The following is a 12,164-nucleotide window of genomic DNA, read 5'->3' as shown; positions in this document are numbered from 1 at the left end:
TTGTCTCTCGCTGGACAAACCAAAACAAAAAAGGCCTCACACTGTGAGGCCTTTGAATAGGCAAGGAATTAATAGATCAGGCGACTACGATTAGAAATCGGCGTGAGGGCCAAAGACTTCGTAGTGGACGCGAGAACGGTCGACTTTAAGTGCATCTAGCTGTTCTACGATGTTCTTCATGAAGCCAACAGGGCCACAAATGTAAAAATCGCTCTCTTCAAAGCCGTTGGTGTCAGAGATAGATGCTAGATCCATTTGACCTTCATGTGTGTTCTCACACGCAGACTCGCCTTTGTTCATGTACCACGTTTTCGCTTCCCAACCTTTATCGGCAACAATATCTTTAACGCGAGTCGTGAAAGAGTGTTGACCTACGTTTTCACAAGCGTGAAGGTACAGTACAGGTTCGTTTTTCTGCTGGTTGTTTAAGAACTCAAGCATTGATTGCATTGGTGTTACACCCACACCTGCAGAGATAAGCGTTACTGGCTTGCTACGCTCTTGATACATGAAGTCACCCGCTGGGGCATATAGGCTAACTTCATCACCGACAGCAACAGTATCGTGCATGTGATTAGATACTACGCCTTGAGTTTCTTGACCTTGGCCTTCACGTTTCACAGAAATTCGGTACTGCTTGCCGTTTGGCTTGTCTGATAGTGAGTATTGACGGATCTCGCTGTACTGAGCACCTTCAGGTTTCACTTCGATACCAATATATTGTCCTGGCGTATAATCCAGAACGTCACCGCCATCTTTTGGTTGTAGGATGAAGCTTGTTACTAATGCTGATTCTTCAATTTTATCTGCAATTACGAATGCACGTGCCGCCTCCCAACCACCAACAGCTTGCTTGCGCTGTAGGTAAAGTTCGGCTTCACGGTCGATGAATACTTGCGCTAAGAATAGGTAAGCCGCAGTCCACGCTTCTTCAACTTCTGGTGTGAATGCATCAGCAGCTAATTCACGCAGTGTTTCAATTAGGTGAAGACCAACGATTTGGTAATGGTCTGGTTGAATATTAAAGCTTGTGTGTTTCTGTGCAATACGCTCAACCGCTGAGGTTAACGCTGCTAGATTTTCGATGTTCTTTGCATAAGCCGCGATAGCTTCAAACAGTGCGACACCTTGGCGACCTGTTCTTTGGTGAGTCATATTGAAGATATCTTTCAATTCAGGGTTATGCGTGAACATGCGTTGATAGAAGTGTTGAGTTAAAGCAGGGCCTGCGCTTTCTAAAAGAGGAATCGTCGATTTGATGATGTTGATATGTAGATTGTTTAGCATTGATTTACTCCGAACACTTAGTCTTTTGACCTTTCATGTCAAATTGACTAATTTTATTTAAAGATGACTTTATATTAATTCTTTCTCAATGAGCTCTTTGGCTACTATTTCTATGAGAATTACGTGGACTGATAAATTCGCATTAATTGATTCAAATCAATGATAGGTCAGATATTCAGTCATATAGACAACACGCAATGGACACATTGCACAAACGGTGCCAACATGCGAAAGCTTGTTGTGCCTAGCATTCCTTCAAAAACCCTCTTCAAACTTTAGTCAAAAAGACCTTTTTTTTATGTCATAAAGACTCTACCATGTATGAAAATACAAACAGTATGAGCCCTTTATGCAAGATATCTCAGCATCCACTCTCATGGAAATGACCATTGGTTTAGCCAGCGGTGTGAACGATCAAGACCGTTTCAATCGCTTAATCGATGCCATTCGTAAAACCATAACGTGTGATTGTGTCGCACTTTTAAGCCTTCAAGGCGACACGCTAGTACCCATCGCAATGCAAGGGCTCAGTCGAGATACATTCGGTCGCCGCTTTATTATTTCAGAACATCCACGTTTTGATGCGATTTGTGCATCGCGTTCTCCAGTTCGTTTTGATGCGAATAGCTCATTGCCTGATCCTTTCGATGGCTTACTGATCGACCACGACGGCGATTTGCCCATGCATGCCTGTATGGGTTTGCCTCTTCTTTTTGGTGAAAAATTGTTAGGGGTACTAACCCTCGACAGCCTAAAACCTGATGTCTTCGCGAATATTCCTGCTCGGAACCTAGAAGTTCTCGCCGCTATTGCTGCCTCTACGATGCAAATGGCGATGACTTTCTCGCAACTTGAACATCAAGCAAAACAGTCAAAGCAATTACTGGAAGAGCTGAATGTTGAAGCGTGGGAACGTGACGGCGGCGAATTGATTGGTAATAGTGACACCATGGTCGCGCTTAAAAACGATATCGCGGTTGTCGCACCCTCTGAATTTAATATTCTGATTCATGGTGATACAGGTGTTGGTAAAGAGCTCGTTGCTCGAACCCTGCACCACCAATCGCAGCGTAAACGTAACCCACTCGTCTACGTCAACTGTGCAGCCATTCCTGAGAACTTGGTAGAGAGTGAACTATTTGGCCACGTTCGTGGCGCGTTTACTGGTGCAGACAAAAACCGCTTGGGTAAATTTGCTTTAGCCGATGGCGGCACACTGTTCTTAGATGAAATTGGTGAATTGCCTTTGGCTGCGCAAAGTAAGCTATTGCGTGCACTGCAAAACAACGAAATCCAACCTGTAGGCCAAGACAACATTCAAACTATTGATGTTCGTGTTTTAGCTGCAACCAACCGAGACTTAAAGCAAGAAGTTGAAGACGGTCGATTCAGAGCCGATTTGTACCACCGATTGAGTGTGTACCCTATCGCAGTGCCAGCTCTGAAAGACCGAGGTGACGACATCAGCTTGCTAGCAGGCTTCTTCCTAGAACAGGCACGTCGTAAACTTGGTATCAACCAAGTTAAATTCCGCTCTGATGTACTGGTATTTCTAAACCGTTACGGTTGGCCAGGTAACGTACGTGAGCTTGAGCACGTGATTAGCCGTTCGGCACTAAAAGCATTAGCTCGTAGCACCAACAAAAATCTCGTGACAATCACTAAAGAAGATTGTGGCCCACTCGACCAAGATCAGCCTATAGCGACGACACAGGTAAAAAACACACCGTTATCAACACCAACGATCGACCTATCTGCAGGTTTACGTGGCGCTACCGATGATTTTCAACGCAGCATCATCACTGAGGTGTTGGAAGATGCCAACTTTAACTGGGCGCAAGCAGGGCGAGTTCTGAAAACAGACCGAGCAAACCTGACTCGACTGTCCAAACGTTTAGGGCTAAATGTGGCGAAGTCTCACACGATCGAACGGACAAAATAGATATTAGCGGTTTGTTGCGAGCATCTGACAAAACTTGTGTATATAATGCTGCAAATTGTAACGCTAATTTTAAATATGTAGAGAGAGTTATGAAGTTTATCCGTTGGTTTTTAGGTCGCGTCATCTTGCTGTTGAATTTTGTTTTCAGCCCACGCGGTGTGAAGCGTTCTCAAGAAGAACAAAGCAAAGTGAACGAACAGGCAAAAACGCACACGTTGTACCAATTCGAAGCATGTCCATTTTGTGTAAAAGTACGACGCTCGATGAAACGTCAGTCTGTTCAGTTTGAACTTCGTGATGCAAAAAACAACGAACAACACCGTACAGAGCTTGAAGCTGGCGGCGGTCGTGTGAAAGTGCCTTGTCTACGTATCGAGAAAGACGGTAAAACTGAGTGGATGTACGAATCTTCGGATATCGTATCTTACTTAGAAAAACAGTTCGCATAAGCGGAAAAAGCAACACAAGCTAAATACAAAAAATCCCTCTTCATGAGGGATTTTTTTATGTCTGTAATCGATACGCTCTTTCGATTCAAAGAATCAAGCTTCTCGCATCTATTTCGCCACAATCAGCATCAACTCTACACGGCGGTTACAGGCTTTACCTTGTGCTGAAGCGTTGTTACACGCGGGAACGTACTCACCGAAACCGCGGGTGTAAATAGCACGACTCGAAACATAGTTACTTTCTAAGCGAGCTTTCACTTCTTTTGCGCGCTGTTCAGAGAGCGGATCATTAACACGATCACTGCCTGTATTATCCGTGTGTCCTTCAATGACGACATCAATGTCTTGGCGTCGAGAAAGATAGCTGCCTAACGTGTCCAACCAATTGTTGTAAGCGGGTTCAGGAGATGTCGAACCTGTTTTAAAGTTCACATGCTGTACAAGCTTTACCATCACATGGTTGCCAGGTAAAACTTCAAAATCGATACGGTTTTGTCTTAAAAAGACTTCCAGTGGATCATTGGTCGAAACACCACGTCCGTAGTTAGTGGTAATAGTTCCTTGCTGATGAGTGGTTTGAACTACACCCCATTCAGGGTACATAATGTCGTAATCAGTTTTCGGTGCAGTTTGTAACATATCCTCACCGAATAACCCTGTTGGTAACGTAGTTTCGCACCCAGCCAAAGCTATGCTTAACATTATCGCTAAATATCTCATTACTTCACCAACCACTTATGCAGATAAACCATTCACTAATGTCTATATCGGCACTGAGAGAAAAACTTTAGACAAAAAGAAAGCACGTCCAAAAAAAGTGTTTTTGATCACAGTTCACCGGCAACTCGCCAGTCATCGCCCGCCAGTTCCAACTGTTTGCATTTATTTACCTTATAATTGTTTTCCAATTCGTACTAAATAGTTAGAATCTCACGACTTCTCAACGCTAGAGCAAACATTATGTTTAAACCATTTACTAAATTCATCACAGCACTTGCTGCCGTACTGATTATCGCGGGTTGTAGTGAAACAAACGAGCCACAGAAAGGCGTTCAATACGAAGCGCTGCCTACTGCTCTAACTGAATTTAACCTGTCTCCGATCACTGAAATCTTCTCTCTTAATTGTGGTCACTGCCGTCAAATGGAAAGTGCAATTCCAGAGATCGAATCTCTAACGAACCAAACTATTGGCAAGATGCACGTTACGTTCAATGAAAGTGCTCAAATCAGCGCAATGATCTACTACACAGCGGTGATGCAACTTGACGCGACACCTGACCACGCGTTCATGGACGACCTATTTGGTGCGGTTCAAATGGGTACAGATGCGACTCCAGAACAACGTCAACAAGCTCTAGAGACTGCGTTCACTTCTCGTGGTCTGGTTAGCCCATACCAACTGAACAAAGAACAGCAAGTCGCTCTATTTGACTACGTAAAGAAAGCTGAGGAGATCTCGGTTAAAGGTCAAATCAACTCAGTACCAACATTTATCATCAACGGTAAATACCAAGTACTAACAGCAGGTCACCAAGATGTTCAAGGCATCGCAAAAACGATCAACTACCTTTTGACTCAGCCGTAACGGCTTTTCTCTATAAAAAATCAACAATAAATAGGTTTTACTATGTCTAAATTTATCATCCCGGTCATTGTCTTTATTTTGGCTGGCTTCATGATCTACCGCACTTGGATTAACCATAAATCTGGCGAAGAAAATATCGAACAAGGCCAACAATTCCTTATCGAAAACGGCGCTAAAGAAGGGGTTGTTACGACTGAAAGTGGTCTTCAATACCTAGTTCTTGAAGAAGGTACTGGTACAGAGCACCCAACTAAGAACAGCAAAGTAACGGTTCATTACCACGGTACACTTATCGACGGCACTGTTTTCGACAGCTCTGTTGATCGTGGTGAGCCAATCTCATTTGCTCTTAAACAAGTGATAAAAGGCTGGCAAGAAGGTTTGACTTACATGGTCGAAGGCCAAAAAGTTCGCCTGTTTATCCCAAGCCAATTGGCTTACGGTAAAGGTGGTTCAGGCCCTATCCCACCATCAGCAACTTTGATTTTTGATGTTGAGTTAATCTCTATCAAATAATTGAAGAGACTGATTTAAGCCCTAACATACGAGCTATGTTGGGGCTTTTTTATATGTGAACGTTTGAATAATTGAAGCCACTTTTGTAACGACGGAATATACCTCAAAAAGCCGAAGACTAGACGACTGGTCTAATTTAACTTATAGTAAGCCCATGAACGATAAAACGAACGACACACGCCTGCATGTTTTAGATGTTGGCTACCAATTAATAGTGAACAACGGCTTTAACGGCGTTGGCTTATCGCAATTGCTTAAAGAAGCGGATGTTCCAAAAGGATCGTTTTACCACTACTTTAAATCTAAAGAGCAATTTGGCGAGGCTCTGATCCAGCACTATTTTGAGACCTACATCAGCAGAGTTGAAACTATTTTGGTTCATGGTGAAGGCAACCATTACCAGAGAATTATCAGTTATTTCACTCGATGGTCACAGATTGAAAACGGTACTTGTAACGCTCATAAATGCTTAGTCGTTAAGCTCAGCGCCGAAGTTTCTGATCTTTCTGATCCTATGCGCCAAGCGCTATTGAAAGGTGCTGAGAAAGTGACGCATACCATCGAGCAGTGCATTGTCGGTGGTATTGATGATGGTTCGATAAAGGTTGAAGAGAGCCAAGAAACCGCTCAAAATCTATATTCTATGTGGTTAGGCGCAAGCTTATTAAGCAAACTAAGCCAGAGTTCACGTAGCTTAGAATCAGCTTTAAACCTAACCCAACAGATTTTAAAAGGTAAAAACTAACCACGTACTGTGTTTAGTCTTTACTAACGACAGATAACCCGCCCTCTTATCATTTGATGACGGCGGGATTTTTAGACAACAAGACTAGACGACTGGTCTAATTCTAAATAAACATAATATAAAATTAAGGATACCCAATGACTCAACAAGACAACCGCCGCATCGTATTGGCTTCTCGCCCAGTAGGCGCACCGACTCAAGATAACTTCCGTTTGGAGACAGTAGCCGCACCAACAATTAAAGACGGCGAGATGTTACTTCGCTCAGTTTACCTTTCTCTAGACCCGTACATGCGTGGCCGAATGAGCGATGCTAAATCTTACGCAGACCCTGTTGCGATTGATGAAGTGATGGTCGGTGCAACCGTGTGTCAGGTTGAAGAGTCAAACAATAGCGATTTTGAAGTTGGCGAATGGGTACTGGCTTACACCGGTTGGCAAGATCTTGGTGTGTCTGATGGTGAAGGCCTAATCAAACTAGGTAAAGAGCCAACACACCCTTCTTACGCACTAGGCATCATGGGTATGCCAGGCTTTACTGCGTACATGGGCTTACTTGATATCGGCCAACCTAAAGAAGGCGACACTCTAGTCGTTGCGGCTGCAACAGGTGCAGTAGGCGCAACCGTTGGCCAAATCGGAAAATTAAAAGGCTGTCGTGTCATTGGCGTTGCTGGTGGTCAAGAGAAATGTCAGTACGCGAAAGAAGTGCTTGGTTTTGATGAATGTATCGACCACAAAGCCGACGACTTCGCGGAGCAACTGGCTAAAGCATGTAGCAACGGCATCGACGTTTATTTTGAAAACGTTGGCGGCAAGGTGTTCGATGCGGTAATGCCGTTGCTTAACACTGGTGCTCGCATTCCTGTTTGTGGCCTTATTTCACAATACAATGCGACATCACTTCCTGAAGGCCCAGATCGCATGTCTAGCCTTATGGGCACTCTTTTGGTCAAGCGTATTAAGATGCAAGGTTTCATTATCTTTGATGATTACGCACACCGTTACAATGAGTTTGCTGTTCAAATGACAGAATGGTTGTCTCAAGGCAAGATGCATTACCGTGAGCACCTAGTTGAAGGCCTAGACGAGGCGCCACAAGCATTCATGGGTCTATTGGAAGGCCAAAACTTCGGTAAGCTTGTTATCAAAACAAACGAAGCTAAATAAATTCAAAAACTGAACCAGTTAACTAGGTAAAATCATGATTACTTTGCATCACCTAAACAAATCTCGCTCAAAACGCATCATCTGGCTATTGGAAGAGCTTGGAGTAGATTACCAAATCAAACCATACCAACGAGACAGTGTAACGTTTCTAGCGCCACCAGAATTGAAGGCCGTTCATCCTCTTGGTAAATCTCCGGTTATTGAAGACGATGGCGTCGTGATCAGCGAATCTGGTGCTATCACCGAGTACCTAATCGACAAATACGGTCAAGGTAAGTTCGCACCAGTGCGCGGCACCGCTGACTACGTGGAATACTCACAGTGGCTTCACTTCGCTGAAAGCTCTGGTATTCTGCCAATGCTACTTAAAATCTTTGTGATGAAAGACGGTTGCGAGACTAATTTCCTTGGCGGCTACGCTGATGATGAAAACCAAAAGATCCTAACCTTTGTCAACGAAGCGCTTGAAGGTACAACTTACCTTGTTGCTGATACTCTGACGGGTGCCGATTTCATGATGTCGTTCATCGTAGAAATCGTGGGTAACTTCGGTGCCACTGCGCTCTACCCTAACATTGCTAAATACGGTGATCTTTTAACGAGCCACCCTGCTTACCAAAAAGCCGAGCAACTAGAGCTAGAACACTCGAACTGATCGAGTTTCAATCAAGCTCGGACGCGCTTCGGATAAGCACAAGCAACTAAATGAAGCCAAAGCCGATTTATCTTTCGCTTTGGCTTCTCATTTGCCTTCATTTCGACAACAATACCGAACTCTAACTGAACAGCCATAGAGTTTGATCTTCATGTCAGCAAACCTTGCTCAATACACACCACTGCACCTAAAAAACGACAATACGAATGTAGACTTACCGCTACCGACTCGTTTTACGTTTCCGTACTACTACACACCACATCCAACGTGTGAGTTTGCCATGCAGCAACTTCAGCAGTCGTTACTCGACTGCGGTGTGAATGAAACATCGCAAGGCAACCTCTACGCCGTGCTTCTTGTTCAGAACCCAACTACACAAGAGCTAGGTTACCTTTCTGCGTTTTCAGGTTTGCAGTTATATCCGTCTTTGGCCTCTCAGTTAAACAACATTAACTTTGTTCCATCAGCCTTCGATTCAGAACAGTTTCAATCTCACAACAGTGCAAACCTTGCTCGCCAATCGCAACTAGCGGATGACATTGAAAAACTACAACAGTCGCACAACCTAGACGCATTATTGGCTGAATTTGAAGAGTTAAAAATCGAATCAGCACAAGCTATCGAAGCCTTTCAATTAGCCATGGCAGCAAACAAATCTCAGCGTAACGAACTCAGAGAACAAGCCAATCAAGAAAAGGCATTGGGGAATCTAGAGTCAGCAGCGAATTTGCTCAAACAACTGGGCAATCAAAGCAGCCAAGAGAAACGCGACTTAAAAGCACTTAGAATCGAGTGGAAACAAAAGATCGCAGAACGCCAGTCGCAAGTTGATGCTATCGAAAGCGAACTCACGAGCCGCAAGCAAGAGTACCAAGCGATCTCAGCCGAATTAGAAGCGCAACGGTTGTCTCATTATCGCTTTAACAACCAAGCTCTCGAATCAAAGAACCTGCTTGAATTGTTAGATGGCAAAGACGCTCTTGAAGGCTCTGGCGACTGCTGCCTACCTAAGCTGCTTAATTTTGCTTTTGAACACGGCTTTCAGCCATTAGCATTGTCTGAGTTTTGGTGGGGATTGCCTCCAACGGCTGTCATTCGCCAGCACGCAAACCTGTACCCGGTTTGCCAAAGCAAAAGCTTCGAGATCCTCGACCACCAGCTAAACGGCATCGAATTAGAAGATAACCCTCTTATCGTGAACCCTGCGGTTGGTAAGTCGTTTGATATTGTCTATGAAGATGACGAGATCGTGGTGGTGAATAAACCCGAGGAGTTCTTATCGGTTCCTGGTAAGTTTATCGAGGACTCTGTTTATACCCGCATTAAAGCGCGCTACCCCGACGCAACAGGCCCTTTGATTATCCATAGGTTAGATATGTCGACGTCTGGATTGCTGATCTTGGCACTGACCGCAGAGTCCAATAAACACATCCAAAAGCAATTCATCGATAGAACCGTAGAGAAACGATATACAGCTCTGTTAGATGGTGAAATCGACGGCAAATCTGGCGATATCAGCTTGCCCTTGCGCGGCGACATAACAGACAGACCAAGACAATTGGTTTGCCATGAACATGGACGTAATGCTGAAACTCATTGGGAAGCGGTCAGCACCAACAATGGCAAAACCAAGGTTCACTTGTACCCTAAAACAGGACGAACCCACCAGCTGCGCGTACACTGTGCTCACCCGTCAGGCCTTGGTGTACCGATTCGAGGTGACGACTTATACGGATACAAACGTGAGCGTTTACACCTTCACGCTGGCTACTTAAAACTGATTCACCCAACAACCGGTGAATGGCTCGAGTTTGAAGTGCCTTCTGAGTTCTAAACCGTTTCCATTTGGTAGGGCTTCGTGCCCTACTCTTATTTCCTTTGCCTCTCATAGCTATCGCTACATGTCGAATAAACTTAGTACGATGCAATGACCAAGAAGCCAGAACCCAACAGAGTAACCATCGCGGGAATACCATCCTTCCACGTATCGAATCTCAAATGAAAGTAAATCGCCCCTAGTGAAGTACTCGCTAATATCAAACCTCCCATCAGTTGCGTATGTTCAGGTGCTAAACCAACCAAAGCACAGAGCAACAATACAGCTCCAGTAAACTCAACCATGCCAACTAGAAACATGATGACGCGATTTAATCCATAGCTTTTAAAAAAGCCAAGCTGGATTTCAAACACTTTCTTTTGCCAAGCAATTGTCTTGATTGAACTCGCCAATAAAAAGAACACCACTAGTAATACACTCACTACTGTACTCATGTTGCCACCTTTCTTAAGAATCATTAACGTAGTGGAATCATTTAACCATTCATAAATAGAACGATAAATGCTAGTTTTATGATAGTTAGGATTCCAATTTGGAATGATTGGGTTTAGGTACAAGATATAGGACAACTAGAATGGATAAAATTGAGTGTATTCGTATCTTCGTGGAAACTGCGCAGCTGAACAGTTTTACTGCTACTGCCAATAAACTCGACGTGACACAAAGTGCCGTAAGTAAAAAGATTGCGTGGTTAGAAAGTGATTTAGGAATGACGCTGTTTCAGCGAAACAGTCGCAAAATATCCCTAACCCATGCAGGCAAAGACTACCTGACTTATTGCTCCCGTTTACTCGAAGAGATGTCTACCATAGAAAGTAGGCTCAAGCGTGAAACAGAATCCGTGGAAGGTGAGCTTAAGATATCTGCGCCAAGTGCTTTTTCATCGATGTTACTCAGTGAGCCGCTTCAAGCTTTCATTGAACAGCACCCAGGTATCCGCATTAACCTCAGCATCGATGACCGCATCGTCAACATTAATGAACACAATATTGATGTTGCCATCCGCGCGTCACAACTCAAAGACTCAGGGCTAAAAGCACGCTTCTTGTTTAACAACAAAGTTCACTACTTCGCATCACCAGATTATCTAGAAAAACAAGGGATTCCTCTGTATCCACAAGATTTGAGCGAACACCAATGCTTAACCTACTCCCTGATGAGCCCTGCGAATGAATGGCGTTTTACCGACAAGAGCGACAAAACTAATACCATTAAAGTAAATCAAATATTCACTTCAGATAGCCCAGATATGCTACTTAAAATGGCTCGACAAGGTTTAGGTATTGTTGCTTTACCGGATTGGATGGGCAAAGAGTATGTTGAGAAAGGAGAACTAAAAAGGTTATTGGAAGATTGGAGTAATAACCAGCTACCAATGTACGTGGTGTATCATGCGAGCGATTATTTGCCCCAAAGAATCCGAGTGTTTATCGATTTTCTTGCGAAGTATTTGAGCGCAAGGAATAGTTAAAGCTCTAAGAACAGTTAGAGCTCAACTAACATCGATAGCTAAGATAAAGTCTTAACCCATTACATCTTTGCGCTGATCAACACATTCAAAAGAGGCCATTTCGAATTCACGACAGATCCAAGGTCGGTTTTCGTAAATAGTACACATCAGTGTTTCTCTATCTACAGCAGAACACCAACCGTCGTCGAGCCGCAACATCGTTTCGCCGCCCCATTCATCATAAGCGATATGCTCTTCAGGTACGCCTGTATCTGTGATGATCATAACCTCTAAACGGCAACAGCATGCCTGACAATTAGCACATGTTACTTCGGGTTCGGTTACGTTCTTTATCTCAATCGTCATAAGTGACTACGCTGCTAAATTTTGCGTATAGTAATCGAAACCGACCGCTACGGCTAATAAAGATAGTGCGGCACGTTGTTTTCGTTGATGTAGAAAAAAAATAGGCGCTGTGATTTACTCACAACGCCCATACTATTTAGGTTTTCCATCGTGACTTGTCG

General features: G+C 43.9%; 13 protein-coding genes. 9 read left to right on the top strand and 4 right to left on the bottom strand.

Annotation, left to right across the window (positions count from 1 at the left end; genetic code table 11):
- Positions 1-90: 90 nt before the first annotated feature.
- On the bottom strand, positions 91-1,287 hold the full coding sequence (gene hmpA, locus ACED60_RS12700) for an NO-inducible flavohemoprotein (RefSeq protein ID WP_122046323.1): 1,197 nt from the start codon (positions 1,285-1,287) through the stop codon (positions 91-93).
- Positions 1,288-1,636: 349 nt separating this feature from the next.
- On the opposite strand from hmpA, the gene norR reads away from it, so the two are divergent.
- Together norR and ACED60_RS12690 are read left to right on the top strand one after the other, a co-directional pair.
- Positions 1,637-3,229 carry a nitric oxide reductase transcriptional regulator NorR gene (gene norR, locus ACED60_RS12695; protein WP_371727703.1) on the top strand — a complete coding sequence of 531 codons (1,593 nt, stop codon included), beginning with the start codon at positions 1,637-1,639 and terminating at the stop codon, positions 3,227-3,229.
- A gap of 89 nt (positions 3,230-3,318) precedes the next feature.
- Entirely contained in the window at positions 3,319-3,678 is a 360-nt protein-coding gene (locus tag ACED60_RS12690) for a glutaredoxin (protein WP_009845486.1), read from the top strand.
- A gap of 108 nt (positions 3,679-3,786) precedes the next feature.
- Here the strand turns inward: ACED60_RS12690 and ACED60_RS12685 are convergent, their stop codons facing one another.
- Entirely contained in the window at positions 3,787-4,380 is a 594-nt protein-coding gene (locus tag ACED60_RS12685) for an OmpA family protein (protein WP_009845487.1), read from the bottom strand.
- Between the two features lie 258 nt (positions 4,381-4,638).
- Between ACED60_RS12685 and ACED60_RS12680 the strand changes: the two genes are divergently transcribed.
- From ACED60_RS12680 to ACED60_RS12655, 6 genes are all read left to right on the top strand, one after another.
- On the top strand, positions 4,639-5,265 hold the full coding sequence (locus ACED60_RS12680) for a thioredoxin domain-containing protein (RefSeq protein ID WP_102249988.1): 627 nt from the start codon (positions 4,639-4,641) through the stop codon (positions 5,263-5,265).
- A 42-nt stretch (positions 5,266-5,307) separates the two neighbouring features.
- Complete coding sequence (locus ACED60_RS12675) at positions 5,308-5,781, top strand: FKBP-type peptidyl-prolyl cis-trans isomerase (RefSeq protein WP_371707430.1); 474 nt, start codon at positions 5,308-5,310, stop codon at positions 5,779-5,781.
- Between the two features lie 154 nt (positions 5,782-5,935).
- The gene (locus tag ACED60_RS12670; RefSeq protein WP_009845490.1) at positions 5,936-6,526 is read left to right on the top strand and encodes a TetR/AcrR family transcriptional regulator; all 591 of its coding nucleotides are present in this window, start codon (positions 5,936-5,938) and stop codon (positions 6,524-6,526) included.
- Between the two features lie 137 nt (positions 6,527-6,663).
- Complete coding sequence (locus ACED60_RS12665; protein WP_012600487.1) at positions 6,664-7,695, top strand: NADP-dependent oxidoreductase; 1,032 nt, start codon at positions 6,664-6,666, stop codon at positions 7,693-7,695.
- 34 nt (positions 7,696-7,729) lie between these two features.
- Positions 7,730-8,350 carry a glutathione S-transferase family protein gene (locus tag ACED60_RS12660; protein WP_371727702.1) on the top strand — a complete coding sequence of 207 codons (621 nt, stop codon included), beginning with the start codon at positions 7,730-7,732 and terminating at the stop codon, positions 8,348-8,350.
- Between the two features lie 151 nt (positions 8,351-8,501).
- Entirely contained in the window at positions 8,502-10,184 is a 1,683-nt protein-coding gene (locus ACED60_RS12655; RefSeq protein ID WP_371727701.1) for a pseudouridine synthase, read from the top strand.
- A gap of 80 nt (positions 10,185-10,264) precedes the next feature.
- On the opposite strand, the gene ACED60_RS12650 is transcribed toward ACED60_RS12655, so the two are convergent.
- Positions 10,265-10,645, bottom strand: a complete 381-nt coding sequence (locus tag ACED60_RS12650) for a DoxX family protein (protein ID WP_009845495.1) — start codon at positions 10,643-10,645, stop codon at positions 10,265-10,267.
- 116 nt (positions 10,646-10,761) lie between these two features.
- On the opposite strand from ACED60_RS12650, the gene ACED60_RS12645 reads away from it, so the two are divergent.
- The gene (locus ACED60_RS12645) at positions 10,762-11,658 is read left to right on the top strand and encodes a LysR family transcriptional regulator (RefSeq protein ID WP_371727700.1); all 897 of its coding nucleotides are present in this window, start codon (positions 10,762-10,764) and stop codon (positions 11,656-11,658) included.
- 51 nt (positions 11,659-11,709) lie between these two features.
- Here ACED60_RS12645 and ACED60_RS12640 read toward each other — a convergent pair whose 3' ends face one another.
- Positions 11,710-12,003, bottom strand: coding sequence for a YkgJ family cysteine cluster protein (locus ACED60_RS12640; protein WP_012600484.1), 294 nt, complete (start codon positions 12,001-12,003; stop codon positions 11,710-11,712).
- Positions 12,004-12,164 lie beyond the last annotated feature (161 nt).

Origin of the sequence: Vibrio sp. 1F279 (assembly GCF_041439815.1) — a bacterium.
Taxonomy (GTDB): Bacteria; Pseudomonadota; Gammaproteobacteria; order Enterobacterales; family Vibrionaceae; genus Vibrio; species Vibrio tasmaniensis_A.
This window is presented reverse-complemented; position numbering and strand designations above follow the sequence as displayed.